General features: G+C 35.9%; 17 protein-coding genes and 1 pseudogene. All 18 read right to left on the bottom strand.

Features of this window, described 5'->3' with window-relative positions; all coding sequences use genetic code 11:
* Complete coding sequence (locus QX565_RS11130; RefSeq protein WP_221648730.1) at positions 1-1,275, bottom strand: glycosyltransferase family 4 protein; 1,275 nt, start codon at positions 1,273-1,275, stop codon at positions 1-3.
* 5 nt (positions 1,276-1,280) lie between these two features.
* Positions 1,281-2,213, bottom strand: coding sequence for a glycosyltransferase family protein (locus QX565_RS11125; protein ID WP_195450281.1), 933 nt, complete (start codon positions 2,211-2,213; stop codon positions 1,281-1,283).
* A gap of 2 nt (positions 2,214-2,215) precedes the next feature.
* Entirely contained in the window at positions 2,216-3,058 is an 843-nt protein-coding gene (locus QX565_RS11120) for a glycosyltransferase family 2 protein (RefSeq protein WP_221648731.1), read from the bottom strand.
* Positions 3,055-4,230 carry a hypothetical protein gene (locus QX565_RS11115; protein ID WP_221648732.1) on the bottom strand — a complete coding sequence of 392 codons (1,176 nt, stop codon included), beginning with the start codon at positions 4,228-4,230 and terminating at the stop codon, positions 3,055-3,057. Before QX565_RS11115 ends, QX565_RS11120 begins: the two co-directional genes overlap by 4 nt.
* Positions 4,231-4,245: 15 nt before the next feature.
* Complete coding sequence (locus tag QX565_RS11110; protein ID WP_195450284.1) at positions 4,246-5,757, bottom strand: lipopolysaccharide biosynthesis protein; 1,512 nt, start codon at positions 5,755-5,757, stop codon at positions 4,246-4,248.
* 1 nt (position 5,758) lies between these two features.
* Entirely contained in the window at positions 5,759-7,069 is a 1,311-nt protein-coding gene (locus QX565_RS11105; RefSeq protein WP_221648733.1) for a glycosyltransferase family 4 protein, read from the bottom strand.
* Positions 7,070-8,116 carry a nucleotidyltransferase family protein gene (locus QX565_RS11100; RefSeq protein WP_221648734.1) on the bottom strand — a complete coding sequence of 349 codons (1,047 nt, stop codon included), beginning with the start codon at positions 8,114-8,116 and terminating at the stop codon, positions 7,070-7,072.
* 5 nt (positions 8,117-8,121) lie between these two features.
* Positions 8,122-8,793 carry a PglD-related sugar-binding protein gene (locus QX565_RS11095; RefSeq protein ID WP_195450287.1) on the bottom strand — a complete coding sequence of 224 codons (672 nt, stop codon included), beginning with the start codon at positions 8,791-8,793 and terminating at the stop codon, positions 8,122-8,124.
* Positions 8,784-10,007 carry an ATP-grasp domain-containing protein gene (locus tag QX565_RS11090; RefSeq protein ID WP_221648735.1) on the bottom strand — a complete coding sequence of 408 codons (1,224 nt, stop codon included), beginning with the start codon at positions 10,005-10,007 and terminating at the stop codon, positions 8,784-8,786. The genes QX565_RS11095 and QX565_RS11090 overlap by 10 nt, the downstream gene beginning before the upstream one ends.
* Entirely contained in the window at positions 10,000-11,142 is a 1,143-nt protein-coding gene (locus QX565_RS11085) for a DegT/DnrJ/EryC1/StrS family aminotransferase (protein WP_221648736.1), read from the bottom strand. The genes QX565_RS11090 and QX565_RS11085 overlap by 8 nt, the downstream gene beginning before the upstream one ends.
* Positions 11,143-11,277: 135 nt before the next feature.
* Positions 11,278-11,472, bottom strand: coding sequence for an NUDIX hydrolase (locus QX565_RS20600; protein WP_354003817.1), 195 nt, complete (start codon positions 11,470-11,472; stop codon positions 11,278-11,280).
* A 33-nt stretch (positions 11,473-11,505) separates the two neighbouring features.
* On the bottom strand, positions 11,506-11,685 hold the full coding sequence (locus tag QX565_RS20645) for a hypothetical protein (RefSeq protein ID WP_502874522.1): 180 nt from the start codon (positions 11,683-11,685) through the stop codon (positions 11,506-11,508).
* A gap of 3 nt (positions 11,686-11,688) precedes the next feature.
* Positions 11,689-12,897 carry a UDP-N-acetylglucosamine 4,6-dehydratase gene (locus QX565_RS11080; protein WP_221648737.1) on the bottom strand — a complete coding sequence of 403 codons (1,209 nt, stop codon included), beginning with the start codon at positions 12,895-12,897 and terminating at the stop codon, positions 11,689-11,691.
* A gap of 122 nt (positions 12,898-13,019) precedes the next feature.
* Positions 13,020-13,921 (bottom strand): annotated as a pseudogene (locus tag QX565_RS11075) (3-hydroxyacyl-CoA dehydrogenase NAD-binding domain-containing protein); the annotation flags it as partial.
* A 161-nt stretch (positions 13,922-14,082) separates the two neighbouring features.
* Positions 14,083-16,512 carry a GumC family protein gene (locus tag QX565_RS11070; RefSeq protein ID WP_289292795.1) on the bottom strand — a complete coding sequence of 810 codons (2,430 nt, stop codon included), beginning with the start codon at positions 16,510-16,512 and terminating at the stop codon, positions 14,083-14,085.
* A gap of 22 nt (positions 16,513-16,534) precedes the next feature.
* On the bottom strand, positions 16,535-17,326 hold the full coding sequence (locus QX565_RS11065) for a polysaccharide biosynthesis/export family protein (RefSeq protein WP_221648739.1): 792 nt from the start codon (positions 17,324-17,326) through the stop codon (positions 16,535-16,537).
* A gap of 47 nt (positions 17,327-17,373) precedes the next feature.
* Complete coding sequence (locus QX565_RS11060; RefSeq protein WP_122200949.1) at positions 17,374-17,856, bottom strand: UpxZ family transcription anti-terminator antagonist; 483 nt, start codon at positions 17,854-17,856, stop codon at positions 17,374-17,376.
* 62 nt (positions 17,857-17,918) lie between these two features.
* The gene (locus tag QX565_RS11055) at positions 17,919-18,458 is read right to left on the bottom strand and encodes a UpxY family transcription antiterminator (protein ID WP_122200948.1); all 540 of its coding nucleotides are present in this window, start codon (positions 18,456-18,458) and stop codon (positions 17,919-17,921) included.
* Between the last annotated feature and the right edge of the window lie 316 nt (positions 18,459-18,774).

Here is an 18,774-nt window from a genome sequence, read left to right as displayed (position 1 = left end):
TCAGTCTTTATGATGCATCAAAAAATCTTTTTGTACTTCCTTATATATTTCGACACTTCTACTGTATACATTATTCATCGAAAATCTTTCATCAAATGTAGTCATGCCATTTTTTATTAGTTTTTTTCTAAGGCTTTCATCTTGATAAACTTCTTCTATCTTTGAAGCCAAATCTTCAATATCACCAACCTTATGAATTTTAACTGTTTCTCGCTTATTATTTAATGAAGGAATATAACCTGCATTTGATGCCACAACAGGTAGCCCCATTCCAATGGCTTCACGAATAGTATTTGGCATTAAATCAATTCGAGTTGGAAGAACTGCCATAATCGCGCTTGCAGCTAACGCATATACATCATCATGATCTTCAACAAACCCGGAAAAAGTTAATAAATTACTAGCTTGATATTCATCTGCTATTGAACATAAATACGACTTGTATGAATCTGTACATTTACCGATAATTAATGTTTTTAATTTCAATCCTTTAGAGCATAGTAGAGAAATTGCCTTAACCAAATCTTCAACTCCTTTATCAGATGTAACCCGCCCATAAAATGAAATATCATATTTCTTGTTAATATGACTGGCCATAATTTTCGGTCTCCTAGTAATATTTCCACCACTCAAAAATCGTTTCTGCCCATTTTCAAAAGGCTTGAATTCAGGCATATCTGGAAGATTAGGAGAAACAACCAAATAGTTAGCAGAAGTGTTCAACTCTTTCTCAATTCTCCTCCTAATATTCTGAAATTTTTGATCTAAACGTAATGGTCGATCCTCTGCTAGATATGCGTATCCTTGTATGGTGATGAGTATTGGATATCTATCTAATAAAGGAATTACTCCTGCCGAATAATCTGGATTCTCAGTACCATACACATGAACGACATCGGGAACAATTCGATCCACAATTTTTGGGACCTCATTAAATGTTGTTTTGAAATTTGTTAATACGTTTGCGGCTCTCTCCGCAATCTTATAAGGTTCATCATGGTTTAATTTACATCTGACAATTGGAGCAATAATGGTGGAAAGTAAAGATGGAGAATAATGAAAGAAATGAAAATATATACCATCTTTTTGACATTCAAAATTCGTATTTGAAGTATAATTTGGAGCAACTACATGTAATTCAACGTCATTTTTTTTCTTATATAAATTAATATACTCCTGAATCCAAGGAGAAAGCTCTCTAAAATAATGCTTCAAACCAAGCATTTCTTCAGTTTCCTTACTCCAATAATGACAAATTAGTGCTACTTTAATCATGTTTATTATAAACCTTTACATTTTCTCTTGAAAAAAGTTAGTAAATGGGCTAAAATATTTTTTATCCCACACCTTCTTTTTTGAATTTTCCAGAACAAAGAAGAAGTATATCTTCGATTTGGGCTGACAAAACAAGGGTGTTTAATTTCGCCAGGCAATTCATGAGATGGAATCATTAAATAACTTGCTGAAGCTGGCACATGAGTACCAGAATCAAACCCAATATATTTGATTTGGTTGTAGACTGGAATAATTGAAAGATATGAGTTTTTATACCTAGCATAAAACCATTGAGTATCCCATGAATGCTTTTTCTCTTCTTCAATGTTTAAAAATCGTTTTTTAAAATGATAATTATAATGCCATCCTAAAGTTTTAGACCCAATGATATCATAGGATTTCCCTTCAGCATAGAATCTATTAAAATCTGACATTTCCATATCAAATTGAAGCCAACGATTTTTCCAAGTCGCCCAACCTAAAGAATTACCTAATAAAGAAAATAAATAATCGTAGCCATGAAAAAAATCACTATCTTGTAGAGGAGACCAACCTGAAATCATGCCAATTCGGTTGTCTGCAGCATATAACTCGAGCATCTCGTCACAAAATGTAAAAAACGAATGACACGGGAGACAATCATCTTCTAGGACGATTAAACGATCACAATGTTCAAATGCCCATGATATTGCCGTAGATGGAGCATAACCACAACCAAGATTTCTTTCTAGATAACGTGTATGAACAATACAATCCCAATCTACCATCTTAGAAATACCTTTTACCTGCTCAGTACCGATCCTATCAGACTCATTACCGTCTCGAGGACCATCAACTGCGATAAATAGAATAGGAGGTTTTGCCAGTCTTACGCGATCAAAAACCGTTCTCAAAGTATCAAATCGATTGAAAGCAATAAGTAATACCGGTGTTTTCATCTCTATTTATATTTTTTGTAGCAACTAGGCCAGAACCATGGAAAAAAGAAATGCGTCCAATTAGTAATAAATGTTATACAAGCAAGAAATAGTCCATAATGTTTTCTTTTAAAATAAAACATTTCAAATGGATTATTACCAACGGGACTCAAAAAATTATTCCATCTCTTAACAAAAGAATGAGTTGGATCCATCCAAACGACAGTTTTTTCATGAAGATTGCACTCCCCAAAAACACCTATACCAGTATAAACAGGAATTCCATGTTCTTTTGCTCTAAAACCATAATCGGTATCACCTGCTGCATGTCTATAATATGGATCATTAGTACCAAGTGCTTTGTAAACAGAACGAGGTACCAATACTATATTCCCATTTATAGCATCGCAAACCTGATGTGTACTCAAGTCCACATTCAGTCTATAATTGGACCAGCCTCCATAAGTGATTTTTGAAGGATTACCTACTTCGCATGTTGAGCCTACGATAATCGCTCTATCATGATATATACTTGAATCAACTAGTAATCTCGAAATGGCATCTTGTTTTATAAATGTATCATCATTAAGCCAAAGATAATAATCATAATCATTTTTTAAAGCTTCGCACCAAGCCACATACATTCCCCGATTCCAAAATAGGCTTCCATCTCCACTAATTATTTTGACATCAGGGAATAGCTTAGATATTGCTTCTGGAGTTCCATCTGTGCACCCATCATCAGTTAGATAAACATCAATATGAAAAGTATCCCTGTCATATTGTTGATTATTCAAGTCCGTAAGACATCTAATAGTAGTATCTTTACGGTTAAAAACTGTCATTAATATTGCAATAGTTCTCATCCTTTTATATACATAAAATTCCTATTAGAAGGATAAATTAAGAATATCACTATCCAAAAGAATGGATAATTCAAAAAATACTCACCATTGAGTAACATAATATAGATTACAAGAAAAACCAATTTAAAATATGACTTTTCTGAAGGAGCATTTCTGTATATGGTAATAAAAAACATAAGCATCAATGGAATACCAAAAGAGTTAATAACGCCTGTGAAACCGTTACCAGCTCCTGCCATTAACTCACCAATACCTGGATATTTTTGATCCATAATGAATCCATTTCCAATAATAGGATGCCTGGCAATATTTAATAGGTCGATTTGAGCTGAACCCATACGTGTCCAAGAAATATCCCCATTACTCATTGACATAGCATTATTATATTCACTTACAATTTTACCTCCCATAAAGTCTAAAGAATTGAACATCCACATAGAAATGCATATGATAGACACTATTGAAACAACCCTTAAAAATGGATTTTTGACATTTTTGAAAAGTACAAGAAAAATAAAAACACCAAATGTCAAATATCCAGTTGTACTCATAGTCGAAAGAAGAGCAAGAAACAAAATAAAACTCTCTTTTTTATATGTTTTATAAAATTGCTGAATAGAATTTGTATATAATAGAGGAACTAAAAGAATATATCCTTGAAAAGCGCCAGGCTCCCAGAACATACCTGCATTTCGCATATCGATAAATTGTGATCTAGGTATATAATTATATAATACTAAAGAGACATAGCGATCAAATCTGATACCACTAAATTCAATTCCTATATAATTTATAAAAAATAGTGGTAGCGAAATTAGGGATAGCAAGACCATGACACGCATGTATACATATCTAAATTTAACCCCTAAGATTGATGCAACCAAAAAACAAGAATAAATTTTTGATAAGAAGTTAATATCAGCAGGTATAGAAACTAGTTCTCCTACAGCAGCTTGGCAGATAAAAACAAAAACAAATCCCATCATCCAACGAAAAAGGAAATTATCAGAGATTTTCTTTTTCGTTGATAAAGAAATAATTACTAAGATAACTGATACTATGATATATAACCAATCACTTGTAAATACAGTAATTGGATTGCCACTTATTACTAAGAACAATAAAACTACTACATAATCTAGAGTTGTAATATTACTATTTTCAATACGCATTGATTCCGCTCGTGTTTAATGATGTTTAAAAACAAACTGCTTAACCTTTTGTCTTTCTAAAGAATCAAGCAGTAAGAAATAACCACCTCCTAATGATAATAGTGTAGAAACTATCCCTACAACAAAAAATCTCAAATAACCATATTGTAACATATTAGTTATAACAAGTAATATACAACTTGTAATACAAATTAACAAAATACTTGGAAATAACAAAGTTCGGAGAAAATTATTAAGATCGTAATTATACAATTTATGGGCATAAACTAGATTAACAATACATTGCCCCATACTAATGATCATATTAATATATAGAGCAGAGTAAAAACTAAATCCAATCTTAAACGATGCCCAAACCAAAACAATATTAACCATATACAATATCGAAACGAAAATTTGTTGCTTTCGTATGTGTCCTGTTGCATGAACACCCTGATAATGAAAATAAGTAAAAGATTGAATATTTATATATACTAATACTAAAGTGACTAACTCAGGAGAATACTGTGGTGGAGTTTTTAGCCAAAAAGTTAATAAAAAATCAGATTCAAATATTACAGGAAACGACAAAGTTATTAACAACAAGAAAGTCATTTTTGTACCTGTATTTATAATTCTGTGCATTGTCTTTAAATCACCAGCCCCATAAGAAGACATCATCTGAGGAACAACAGCTAATTTAAAATTGGTTATAAAGCCATTAACAATATTTGAAACTTGAACAGCAATAGCATAAGCTGCGTTAATTGCAAGCCCAAAGAACAAATTGATAAGAAAAACCAATCCCTGCACTTTTGCTAGTTGAGCTAAAACTGTTATCACAAGCATTGAAATAAAGTCTAGCATTTTTTTTACTAGTATAGAATCCCATAAAGGCTTAGTACAAGATTCATCAAATTTGTAAGCTAGCCATGTTAGACTTCCAATATATGCTACTGTTACTCCGAGGTTCAAAAAAGACAAAGTAATTAATTTGTCATAAGAGATCGTTACAAGTAAATATAATACCAATAATCGTAGAATAGCAATTGCTATTTCGATTGAAGCCATCTTAGTAAACATTTCACGAGCACGAAGTAATGCAGCATGAGGAACATTTAAAATATTTAATATCAAAGAGACTACTGATATCTGAAACACCATCTGTGCTGCCCACATTCTACTATCGGGAATATTCATTTTAGATAGAAAGAAAACCGCAAAGATTTCAGCTACAATAAAAGTAAATATTGCAACGATTATATGCAAGCTAAGACCAACACCAAATACTTTTTTTAAGTTGCTTTCATTATCTTGACCAATCTCTATACTAAAATATCTTTGAACTGCAGTACCCATTGAACCGTTAAGGAAGGTAAGCATTGATACTACACTTCCTACAAGATTGTTAAGTCCATAATCTTCAACACCTAACTGTTCAAGAGTTATTCGTGCTGTAAAAAAAGAAATCACCATAGTAAATCCAAGTCTCAAATACAAGGCTATGGTATTCTTTGCTATTTTTCCTTTATCTACTTGAAATGCCATATTATTCTTTAGAAAGAAAGTTGTCAGGAATAGGCAAATTTTCTCTTTTATTAGCAATGATAGCCCTATATATATCTACCCAATGACGCATTTCCGTTGTATTATTCAATATTTCTTTAACAGTAATAGCTGCGTTTTGCAAAATTTTGTTAGCAAAACTATCGTCTTCCATTAATAAAAACATATTTTCTGCCATGGCAGAATAATCACCCTTTTCAGATAATATTACACTTTCACGAAATTCGTTAAGCGTCGGAGTTCCTGGAGTAATTGTTGTAACAACAGGAATTCCATTAGCCATAGCTTCGCGGATTGTACCAGAAATATAATCGATCTTTAATGGAAGAACCGCAAAACGGGCTTTTCTAACAAGTTTGATTACATCATCATGAGTCTTTTGCTTACCAGCAAAAGTAACACTCCCCTCAACACCGAAGATTCTTAATCTGTCAACAAGCTTATTATAAATGCTCAAATTATATTCACCAACCATCAATAAAGTCGCATTGGGTTTTTGTTTTGTCAACAAACAAAATGCCTCTACAGCCCAGTCTCCTGCTTTTTCTAGTTCCTTCGAAAAATATACAAAATCAAAATCTTTTTTGCATGGATTAAGATTAATTGGTTCTGATAAAGCTAAGGTAGTATTAAGAACAACTTTATCTTTATCAATCACTTCATGCACAAGTTTCACGTACTTCGAAGCTTTATTTCCGACATAATCAGATCTTCTCAATACTTTTATCTCTGCATCTGCTTTTTGTTTATATACATTTTCATTCAAAATATAATTTCTCTTAAAATCTCGATCATTAACAAAAGTTTGCAACTGAGTAATAATTGGAAATTTATGAGGAATTTTTAATATTGATAATGCATAATGTGCATTTTCAGCACCAATTAGATGAATAATATCTGGGTTAATCCTAAGTATTATGTCAGAGATTCTCTTACTATTTTTATTATACTGACAGTAATGATTATTATTAATTTTACGAAGAATCATCTCTTTCGTTGAACGAAACTCATTGTTAATGAAATAGTATTTTATGCCTTCTATTTCAAAGCGGGCAACACTAGTATTCAAATAATTAAATGGAGCAATTACATGTAATTCAACATCACCAAAAGATTTAAACTCTTCAATTCCATTCGTTATCCATTGTCCTAAATCGGAATGAGATACAGTTATATTTTCTCCATGAAACCACTTAACAAAAGATTCAAAAACGTTAGGCTTAAAATGTAATTTTGCTCTAATTTTCTCATTAGAGAATTCAGTAATCCATACGACTTTTATTTTTGGTACCATTTATTCTCTTACCATCTTTAGATATTCATCCCAATTTCCCATATCTTGATAATCATTTTGGCTGATTGGATAAACACCAACTCTCCTTCCATTTTCCTTTAAAGCTTCCATTAAGTGCGTAATATGAAAGAAATCATTTGGTATCAAATCAAACACCGTAGGTTCAAGAATATAGAGTCCAGTATTAATCTGGAATGACAAGGTCGGTTTCTCTTCAATAGACTCCAACAATCCATTCTCACCAGTAATTATTGTACCATAAGGAATTGAAAGTGTTTTGATTGCAGCTATAACTGTCAATTCATTCTTATTTTGTTTATGGTAATTTAGTATTTGAGCATAATCCTCATTGATAAGAATATCACAATTAGATACGAAAAATGTGCTATGTATTTTATCCTTTAGCAGAACTAAACTACCCGCGGTACCCATAGGTTTTTCCTCCTGGAAATAGCTAACATTATAATCAGGATTCTTAATAAAATCAAAATAGTTTTTTATTGTATCTGCCTTATAATTGACTGATAAATAGAAGTCATGACAATTATAATCGACAAACTTGTCCATAATAGTTTCAATTATGGTCTTTTCACCTATTGGAATTAAGGGCTTAGGGTAGATATTAGTTAAAGGGGCTAAACGAGTTCCTTTTCCACCTGCCATAATAATGACAGGGATAGACAAAGATTCTTTATCATTTTTTTTTCCAAAGAAATCTTTCCAGAAATACACCTCAACCAAATTACCAGATTCATCAAGAACCGGCATACATTCGGCACGGAGACGCTCCATTTTTTCTTTTATAGAATCTATTATCTCTTTGTTTGATGCATATATTTTATTCTGATCTAAAATGGCAGAAACAGGCTGAGTTAAGTCAATGCTTTTTAATATAGCTCTTTGTACATCCCCAATAGTTAATAATCCATCAAACTTCTCATCATTAAACACAAAGAGTATCTTAGTTTTTTCTGAATCCATTCGTCTTAAACTCTTAATAATAGATGTTTCGGACGAAATAATACGATTTCTAATATCTTGCTTCATAACGTTTATTTTATTATGGAATTCCGCGAATCTTTGTTATCAATCACATGAGCCGGATTTCCTAAAATCACAGCACCTAAAACTGAATTGTCTATTAATACGTTTGAGGAACATCCAACTAAAGTATAAGGAGCTAACTTAACTCTGTTTCGAATAGTAGAATTCAAACCAATGAATGAATTGTGTCCAATTATCACATTACCACCAACAACGCATCCCGAAGCAACAAAGCAATTTGATTCAATTGTAATATGGTGCGTAAGGGATACATTAGAATAAATTATGCAAGACGACCCGATTGAAACATATGGTCCAACATATGTGCCAGGCATAATAATACATCCTTCACCAATATCATCAGAATAAATATTTGCATTTTTTGAAATATAGGAGAACAAAGTAATGCCGTCATTTTTTAATTCTTCATTTACACGTTCTCTAATACAATTCATTTTTCCATAACCAATTGTATTTAATACTACGAAATCCTCTTCCTTATATTTATCTTTAAGTTTTTCTTGTGCAATAATAGGGAGACCATAAAGAGTATTTTCTTTTATAAACTCTTTTTTTGTAGAAAAACCTATTACATCATAAATACCTTCCCGACTAATTAATTCAGCAATTACAACAGAAAAAGGTGTAGTACCCATGATAATAATTTTTATCATTTCCATATAATAGATTTTGTTTCAGTATTATTACTAACAGTTATATTGAGATTATGACGAATTTCATTTACTCGCAAATCTAACTGATCAAAATCATTAGCCTCTAAAATAAAGAAATATCTTGAGGTTTTATCTATTGAAGCACCAATAGTTTTGCCTAAATATAAACTATCTAAATTATTATGATGAACAAATGATAATGACTTAACTTTATCAACACCAGAGATTGAATTAATAACGCCCTCAGGTAAAAAGAAAGCTATATAACATGCAACCCTGTTAAAATAAGAATAATTAGGAGTATTAACAACACGTTGCGTAGCTATGTCAATGATAAAGTCAGTAGAATTAAAACCTGTCATTAATGGAATAATGTCAGATGAAATATATACACCTCCTCCACGTGCAGCTATTTCAATCAAATAAACTTCATCTCCATCAATAATATATTCTCCGTGAGTCAACCCTCTATTTAGTCCAAAACCTTTTACAATTTTCTTATTTAGATCTAAAGTTTTTTTCAAAATAGAAGAACGATTGCGAGAAGGAAATACTCTTTCACAAGCAGAAAATGCATCAGGAATATTAAAATAATGAGTATCCCCACACACAAGGTTTTCTACAATTCCATCACAAGCAAAAGCCTCAATAACCAGCTCTTCACCAGTAATAAATTCTTCTATAAGGATAGCTTCTCCACGTGAATACCGAATAGCCTCCGCAAACTTAGACTTTAATTCTTCTAGTGTATCAACTTTATAAACACCTTTACTACCTTGATTGTTAATAGGTTTGATGATTGCTGGTCGAGACAAACTTGTATAGAATGACAACGCTTCCTCAAGAGTGTCTACAAGCGCATATTTAATGGTATTAATGCCAAGTTCTTTGCATTTTTCACGCATTAAATATTTATCTGTGAACAAGCATGCTGTATCATAGCCTATGCTCGGAAGACCAAGAACATCACACACATATGCTATTGTACGTACAGGTAAATCTGTCTGATCCGTAACAACTCCTTTAACACTGAATTTCTTTGCAATTTCCAGTGTAACATCCTTATCACAAAAATCAGCAACAACCCTATCCTTAACAAGGAGCATTCCTGGTTCATCATCATGAAGAGATACAACCACAGGATTGAAGCCCCGTGATTGTATCTTTTCTATTAATGGAACTTGTAAAGCACCTGCACCTAAAACTAATATATTATCCATATATTTCCTTTATACCTGCTTCCACAGTATCACAGATAAAATCAACCTGTTCCATAGACAGAGCTGCATACATTGGAAGTGTCACCTCATTATCTGTTACATATTCAGTCTGTGGTAATACCGCTGCTAACTCCTTATATGTAGAAAAACGATGAGCAGCAGGATAGTGAACTGATGTCTGAATACCTGCAGCATGAATAAATTCACGAAGAGCATTGCGTTTTTCCTTCGTCGAATCAAGAATAACAATTGGGAATATATAGTTTGAAACAAATTCAGTATTGTCTGCGAAAGGTACAACAATGCGAGGGTTCTTGGTCAAACGGTCTACATAACGCTTACGTACAGCAATACGTGTTTCAAGGTCGCCTGGCAACTTCTTCAACTGCTCAATAGCAATAGCAGCACGGATGTCATCCATACGGAAGTTGTATCCAAGACAAGTGATATCATATTCTGTAGCATGACCACTGGCACGCTGATATGACATAGTACTCATACCATGAGAGCGGATAAGACGTGCTTTTTGCGCCATTTCCTCGTTGTTAGTAATGAACATGCCTCCTTCTCCTGTAGAGATGTTCTTGTTTGAGAAGAAACTAAATGAGGCACAGTCACCGATAGTACCAAGCTTCTTTCCCTTATACTCAGAAAGAGGTCCATGACAAGCATCCTCAATAACCTTGAGGTTGTGCTTCTTAGCAATGTCCATAATAGCATCCATATCAGCAGGGAATCCAGCCATATGTACAACGATTATACCCTTAGTACGAGGTGTAATCTTTGCCTCGATATCCTTTGGGTCAATATTGATATGTTCAGGACCAACAATATCAGCAAATACAGGTGTTGCTCCTACATAACGAATACAGTTACAAGATGCTGCAAATGTTAGTGATGGACAAATGACCTCATCACCAGGACCAAAGCCACAAACCATACAGCAAACATGGAGAGAGTCTGTACAGTTAGACATTGATACAGCATACTTTACGTGCCACTGGTCAATGAACATTTGTTCGAGTTCAGCATTTTTTGGGCCAGTAGAGATCCAACCTGATTTAATAGTGCCATAAGCTGCCTGAGCTTCCTTCTCATCGAAGTTCAGATTAAACAATGAAATTTTGTAAGACATAATAAACTTTTATTTAAATTTTCTATCCTTTTTATAAAGGTATTCCCATAGAGAGCTGTCTACTATCATACCATTTTCCAACAATTTGATTAACTCTATCTGACTAACCTCATAGATTCCAATGTCTTCTGAAGGCTATCGATTATAGTCCATTGTCTTCTTAGCCTCTTCTGCTATAAAACAATAACAATAATTTGTCATCGCACTCGCATTTGGAGCGTTCCGACTTAGAAACGTCCAATTCTCAGAAGTATATCCTGTTTTTTCTAATAGTTCTCGCTTTGCTGCTTCAATTGGTTCTTCATTTAGTTCAACAATTCCTGCACAAATCTCAAAATAAACGCTATCTATTCCATGACGATATTATTTTTCTATGAGATATTGTCCAGTTTTAGTACAAACTATTACTACCACCCAATTTGGATACTCTAGAACATAATAATCATCAAGTTGGATTCCAGAGGGAAGTTTAACAATATCTTTACGGACTGTAAGCCAGCGAGACGTAAATAGATAATCTTTCCTACACGTCTCCCACTTCATGATTTACATTTTCTGATCAAGGTTTTTTCCTTTCTCTTCATGTTCAAAATTTGGAATAAATGTCTTTATGGCTTCTACTACTTGAGCCTTGGTGAAGTCGGCATCTGTAAATAGTTTTTCAAGTTCAACGAAGAATTGATTCACCTCATCCATGTTACGACGTGTTGTCTGTTCAACAACACCAAGAGCGAAGAAACGCTCCATATTGATCTTCTCCCCAGGGACATAGAACTCCTCGTATGCCTTCTCACCAGTGGTATCGCTCTTGAAATAAACGACAGGATATGTATCAGATTCATAATCCATATCAGCTGCATATTTCTTTGCAGATGGATCATTGTCGCACTCAATCTTCTTGAAGCCCTCTGCCTTTACGAAATCATCGCAAATAGAAGAGAATGTGAGCATCTGGTCTTCACCAAGTTTAGGGAAGAATACCTCACCGCCCTTACCAAGAATACATGCGAGCATACAGATTTGGCCAGACTCCTCTGGAGAAACGAAATAACGCTTTACATCTGATGGTGCTGCAAGTGGCTGCTTCTTCTGCAGACGATGAATCCATCCATCAGGAAGAGATCCGTTGGAGAAGGCTACGTTTGCAAAACGAGCTGTTGTGACCTTGAAGTACTTATTATAAGCCATAACAAGATCTTCCATGATTCGCTTGCTGGCCCCCATAATATTTACTGGGTTTGCCGCCTTATCAGTAGAAACACAGAAAAAATGCTTTGGAGGATATACAGTAAGCAAATCCATCAACTTCTTAGCCTTGATATCATTGTTCTCAATGAGAGCCTGAACACTATAACGGTCTTTCTCTGAACGTACATGTTTATGAGCAGAGAAGTTGGCAAAGATATCAAATCCCTTTTCCTCATGGAAAATACGTTCAAAAATAGAATCTGCAAAGTTGAGTGTATAGCAACGGAACTCATCTGGAACATAAAGTCCTTCCGTTGAGCGTACATCACGAACAAGCTCTGCTAGACCATTTTCATTGAGGTCCACCACAACAACAGAAGCTGGTTCAAAGCGAAGAACTGCTTTGATAAAACTTGAACCAATAGAGCCAGCTCCACCAATTACACATACTTTCTTACCCTTAATTTCTTCGGTAAGTTTCTCTTTGTTTGCTTCAATATCTTTTGCAAACATACTGACCGGACGGTTCGTCACTGAATCAGCAATGAATTTATCAAGATTGAACATGATATATATTAAGTGTTTTTATAAATCTGAATGAATGTAACTGTTCTCATCATCGAACGTGCCTACAGGAAACGATTTGAGATCATTGTGAGAAATAAACTCTATGCTGCCTTAAAATATGGATTGTCGTTAAGAATCATTGTATCTTTGGGCGAGCAATAACCACCATAACCAAATGACGGGTTGTTATAATTTATACCGATACGTAAGGCCTAAACCTACACCTTTAATAATTACCTTGCTATCCAAACCCTTAACCTCGACGTATATGTCAAGCTCATTAAAGTAGCTAACGCGAAAGGCAAGGTAAGTATCGGTAAAAAGTTTTGCAATTCCTACATCCTTCATACCCATAAAAAGGGTATCAATGTTTTCCTTGATGACACTTTCTTGCAAAAGGGCTGCAAAAATCTTAGCTGCTTCTTTCAACATCTCTTCTATATCTGTAACGGACTCAATCGCCTTATTTTCTGTTTCATATTCGGGCTTACTAATAACTTTCGGATAACCTACAAGATACGGCTTGGATAAAGATTATCATAGAGTGCCTTACTCTCACGAAGAAACTCCGGTGAGAAGAGAAGATTGAATTTCTTTACTCCTTTCCGAGCATACTTCAAGTAGAGATTACGAGTGTAGCCAACAGGAATGGCACTTTTGATGACCATGACAGCATCAAAATTCACTTCCAATATGAGATCTATAACCTCTTGATATGGTTTGTGTCGAAGTAATTCTTTTCACAGAGTCGTAATTGGTAGGAGCTGCAATGACCACAAAGTCAGCATCAGCGTATGCTAACTTAACCATCCAATGTGGCAACTAAATCCAAAGACTTCTCTGCCAAATATTTCTCGATATATTCATCTTGAATAGGAGAAATTTTATTGTTGAGTTTCTCCACCTTCTCAGGAATTATATCCACTGCCGTTACATGATGATGTTATGATAGCAATATAGCTATACTTAGTCCCACGTAGCCAGTACCGGCCACTGCGACCTTAATGTCTTTGAAATCACGCATATTCTATTTGATTTAATTTTTTATTTTACAAAACCGTTCTTTCATTTACATCTGTCTCACAAAAGGATAACTCTATACATACTGAATGATACCTACATCGAAACGTTGATGTATGATAGCAAAAGGACTACGTGAAATAGATAGTTACCAAGCGTCAGTTCTTACAAACGTTTCAAAAAACGAGAGAACAGTTTCTTCAAACTGTCATACTTTTCGTGTTTATGACTGTGTTTTTCGTTTCCATAACCGTAGCCATAGCCGTAACCATAACCTCTACGCTCTGAAGGAACTCCATTCAATATCACCGACATATTACGGAGCTGCTCCTGACGGTACATATTCTCAAGTTCCGGTAACTGACGACGATCCATCACACCTGAACGGACTACGAAAATAGTAAGATCGGCCACACGATTGACAATAGAAGCATCCGCAACCATACCTGCAGGAACATTATCCACAATAATATAATCATAACGTTTACGAAGTTCCGTTATCAGATGATCAAAGCGCTCACTCAACAACAATTCGGCAGGATTCGGAGGTACGGGACCGGAGAATATAACATCCAGTTTTTCATACTCTTCACTCGTGCCCACAATATCGTCCACCTTATCCGTACTGCCGGAAAGGTAGTGCGTCAGCCCCATACGATTGGAAGAATTAGAGAAAATACCACTCAATGTTCCCTTACGGATATCAACGTCAACCAAAACAACCTTTTTGTTCGTCTGGGCGATACTCATGGCAAGATTAGTCGATACGAATGTCTTACCTGCACCCGGATTGGCGGAAGTAAACATAACCACCTGCAACTTTTCAGACTTCACACGCATAAAGTCCATGTTTGTACGGATAATACGGAAAGCCTCGGAAACAGAATCACGACTGTTCTCACGGACAACAATACCATCTGAATCCTCACTCCTATTATTACCGTGGCGGGGAATATTGCCCAAAAAGGGAATGGTTAAAACTTTATCTAATTCCTTACGGGTACGAACCTTGGTATCCGCCACGTTCAACAACCAGAATACACCCATGGGAATAGCCAGCCCTAAAACAATAGAAGCCAGGAAAATTATCATTGTCTTAGGAGCTATCGGGGCACTGCTACCCGAAGCGGAATCTATAATACGGGCATTACTCTCGGTAATAGCCTGTGTCAAAGCGTTTTCTTCACGTTTATTCAACAAATACAGATAAAGTTCTTCCTTGATTTTCTGCTGACGTTCTACCGTAAGAACATATTTCTGTTGGGCAGGTACAGCCTCAATGCGTTTCGTGGTCTGTTCTTCCTGCTCACGGATATTTTTCAGTTGGATATTCAAGCCGACAATCAGATTGTCCACTGACCGGATAATGGTCTGTTTCATGGCGCTCAGAGAATTATTCAGATCCATCACAATAGGATTCTTACTACTGCTTCCCGCTACCAGTTTATCACGTTTGAGAAGGATATCATTATACTCCTTAATCTGGGATTCCACACTATTGTCCGAGATACCCGTATTGGCAGGGATCAGATCTGAATTTTTCAGAGGGTCCGTCAGATACTCTTTGATATATCTGGCAATACTCAACTGATTCTCCAGGCTGAGCCCTTCCTGCTGGTAACGGCTCGTATTAGCAAGGTACATACCTGTCTCAGAGGTAATATCCGTCAATTGGTTCTCACGTTTAAAACTTTCGATATTGGCATCCACACTTCCCAGTTCACGTTCAATGATGATCAAACGCTCATTAATGAATTTGGAAGTATTTACGGCTATCTGGTTTTTGTCATTAATAACATCCTCATTGTAAACGGCAATAAGCATATTCAGGATATCTTCCGCACGCGCCGTAGATACATCGTCCAGAACAAGATTGATAATGGTAGCCGTCTTGCTGGCAAGAGAGACTTTCAATCTATTACGGTAATTTTCGACAACACTCTCCATATTGGATTTAGTGACATGTACGGGTTTATCGTAAAAGACGTCCGTGTAATAGAGTGTGGGAGTAACCACCATCGTACCAATCGGTGTAGAAACAGTATCATTCAAATGTACATCCAAGATCTCTTCCGAATGAATGATTCCACCGCCTACTGCCAGGGAAAATCCGGAAAGGCGTACCGTTACGGAATCCACGGGAACAACCGCTACTTTTATAACCTGACGTTCCTCTGCCTCCGGAAAAGAGACCGTTACCGGCGTATGCGTATAAAGTTCGTCTTCGCGCAGGCCATTCTTCACCTTATAGCTCATATCCAGATGCAAGCGACGGGCTACTTCTTCTATCAGGTGGCGCGACTGGAAAACAAGCACCTCATTGTCCACGTTACGTTTCCCGCCAAAGAGAGAGAGATCGGCAAAAGCAGAGGATTCGCTCATTGCACCTCCTTTTGAATCATCGCGAATCAAAACGGACGCCTTACGGCTGTATATTTTGGAAGAGGACTTTACGTAAAAGTACGCGATGCCGGTACAAACCAGAACGGACAGTACAAACCAATACCAGTTGGCAAGTACAAAACGAAAAATATCGGTTATATTGATCTCAGATTCCTGTCCGGGGTTATTATTATTTTTCTGTTCGGTATTCATTATCAATTCTTTATATTCCGGGTTATTTAAACATGGTGACAATCAGAGAAGTAATGGAAGCAAGCACGGAAACCGCAGAAAGCCATACGCCAACGGAATTATTGGAGTTAATGCGGCTCTGACCTGTCTTCGCTTTGTTAGGTTCTACATACACAATGTCATTCTGTTGAAGGTAGTAGCAGGGCGATTGAAAAATATCGGAAGAGCGAAGATCATGATACAGAATACGGCGTTTACCATCTTTTTCGCGAATAACAGCTACGCGGTCACGACGGCCATAAATAGTCAAATCGCCTGCCATACTCAAGGCTTCCAATAGAGTTATCCGGTCACCGGAAATATCGAATGTACCGGGACGGGCCACTTCACCCATCACAGAAACTTTAAAGTTCAGGAACTGGACAGTAACAATCGGATCTTTTATCAAATCTCCACTGATGAGTTTTTGTTTGATTAGTTCGGTAACCTGCATACGAGTCAGCCCCTCCACATGGAGCTGCCCCAAGATAGGAAAATCGATATCCCCGTTCTGATCGACGAGATAGCCTAACAAGCGTTGTTGACCGGGATTCTGACTTCCGATCTGATAACTTACCAGAGGCATATTAAAAGGCAAAGCCAATTCAGGATCTTTACTGTTCACCAGGATTGCCAACAAATCATCCTTATGAATAATTACTTCGTAGTTCTTATCAATATTTTCTTCCTTCAAGGAAGTTATATCCTGCAAATAAAGTACCTCTTTAGGAGCAGAACAGGACACAAAAAGTGTAACCAGGCACAATAAAAAATAATTCAGTATTCTAATACACATAAGATTTCTATTAAATAAAGTTCCGTATTGTTATTTGTATTCAAATTTTACTCTTCTACATCCCAGTTACCCCAAGGGTTGGATTCCAGACTATTCAGGTACTCGATAACTTCACATTCCGCTAAAGTTAACTCCCGGCCTTTCCAACCATTAATGATAACATGGGCCTCTTTTGACAGATCTTCATCAAACACCTCTCCATAACAAGCCACCAGTAGCTGACATTTCAACAGGGAAGCAGGAAGCTGATCAAGAACTTTCCAACTACGATCAAGAAGCTTCTGGATCTTTTGATTTTTATCACCATGATCATAGATGGTAGCATGATACCCTGTAAGCAGAACATAACAGAGCTGTGCTTCTTCCTCCGCATTGGAGCCATGCAAATGGAAAAGGCATTCGGATTGACGATAGACCTCCGTATTTAGTTTGCAGAATTCGTTGGAAAAAAGAGGAGTACCCTCAAAACCTAAATTAAGAAGTTCATGAGTGATACGCCGCAGAGTATCAATTTGTGATTGCAAAGACATGAGGAAAATTAATTGTTAAGAATTAAAGCAAGGCAAATAAAAGTCAATAAGGGGAGAATAGTTTAATCTTCGATTTTTTCCATCAGAGAAGGATGAACATAGGTAGTGGCTACAGCCATGACCCCTTTTATACAAACGGATACGCGCCGATCGCCTTTGACACGAAGAATAACACCTTCTACACCTTCAAATATACCACCGGTAATACGTACCCGATCTCCTTTCTGCAAAGCAGTGACAGCGGGATCAAGATAAACAATCTGTTCTTCATAATTACCGGAAACAGCAATAAAGCTACGCATTTGAGAATCAGGAACGGTAAGAGGACGCTGTGTCTCACGATCCATAATATAACGGACGGACAAAGAAGAACCCACCGACCGTTTGATATGGTCAATACATGCAAAGGAAGCATGAACGAATACAAGATTGTGTACTACAGGAACCAACTTGCGTATCTTACGATCCGCATGCCTGATGTACTCATAATGCATCGGAATAAAATTCTCAATTTTTTCGGCATCAAGCACCTCCTTTAGCAATAGTTCACGACTATAAGTAACACGAAGCGGATACCAACAAATGTCTGTAGTTTTGTTCACAATTGGATATTCTTTGGGGACACCGGGGTAATGAATTCCCTTCCGGTCAAGCGTGTATAAAACTAACTTTCTAATCTTAATACACTAACCCTCAGATGTATCCCTATCACAGGAGATAAACAATATGAGGGGTGAGATGTAGTATGTATATATTTATTTTCCCTTATACATATTTCATTATAAACGAACCACTTGATTATGAAAAGTGTTTCAATTGACGTTCGTTTAATGGCACACTTATTTCAAGCTGTTTTTTCATGTTCCAAATGAGATTAATCATTTAATAAACAGATTTTCGCTATATGGCATAAACAGT

The organism is Bacteroides sp. 41_26, from assembly GCF_949740115.1.
GTDB classification, from domain to species: domain Bacteria; phylum Bacteroidota; class Bacteroidia; order Bacteroidales; family Bacteroidaceae; genus Bacteroides; species Bacteroides nordii.
This window is presented reverse-complemented; position numbering and strand designations above follow the sequence as displayed.

Bases quoted from the DNA above. Each gene is read 5' to 3' on its own strand.
- QX565_RS11120 (WP_221648731.1), bottom strand. From the start codon at position 3,058: ATGAGAACTATTGCAATATTAATGACAGTTTTTAACCGTAAAGATACT.
- QX565_RS11110 (WP_195450284.1), bottom strand. From the start codon at position 5,757: ATGGCATTTCAAGTAGATAAAGGAAAAATAGCAAAGAATACCATAGCC.
- QX565_RS11070 (WP_289292795.1), bottom strand. From the start codon at position 16,512: ATGAATACCGAACAGAAAAATAATAATAACCCCGGACAGGAATCTGAG.
- QX565_RS20645 (WP_502874522.1), bottom strand. From the start codon at position 11,685: ATGAAGTGGGAGACGTGTAGGAAAGATTATCTATTTACGTCTCGCTGG.
- QX565_RS11095 (WP_195450287.1), bottom strand. From the start codon at position 8,793: ATGGAAATGATAAAAATTATTATCATGGGTACTACACCTTTTTCTGTT.
- QX565_RS11115 (WP_221648732.1), bottom strand. From the start codon at position 4,230: ATGCGTATTGAAAATAGTAATATTACAACTCTAGATTATGTAGTAGTT.
- QX565_RS11105 (WP_221648733.1), bottom strand. From the start codon at position 7,069: ATGGTACCAAAAATAAAAGTCGTATGGATTACTGAATTCTCTAATGAG.
- QX565_RS11090 (WP_221648735.1), bottom strand. From the start codon at position 10,007: ATGGATAATATATTAGTTTTAGGTGCAGGTGCTTTACAAGTTCCATTA.
- QX565_RS11065 (WP_221648739.1), bottom strand. From the start codon at position 17,326: ATGTGTATTAGAATACTGAATTATTTTTTATTGTGCCTGGTTACACTT.
- QX565_RS11130 (WP_221648730.1), bottom strand. From the start codon at position 1,275: ATGATTAAAGTAGCACTAATTTGTCATTATTGGAGTAAGGAAACTGAA.
- QX565_RS11125 (WP_195450281.1), bottom strand. From the start codon at position 2,213: ATGAAAACACCGGTATTACTTATTGCTTTCAATCGATTTGATACTTTG.
- QX565_RS11060 (WP_122200949.1), bottom strand. From the start codon at position 17,856: ATGTCTTTGCAATCACAAATTGATACTCTGCGGCGTATCACTCATGAA.
- QX565_RS11085 (WP_221648736.1), bottom strand. From the start codon at position 11,142: ATGTCTTACAAAATTTCATTGTTTAATCTGAACTTCGATGAGAAGGAA.
- QX565_RS11100 (WP_221648734.1), bottom strand. From the start codon at position 8,116: ATGAAGCAAGATATTAGAAATCGTATTATTTCGTCCGAAACATCTATT.
- QX565_RS11080 (WP_221648737.1), bottom strand. From the start codon at position 12,897: ATGTTCAATCTTGATAAATTCATTGCTGATTCAGTGACGAACCGTCCG.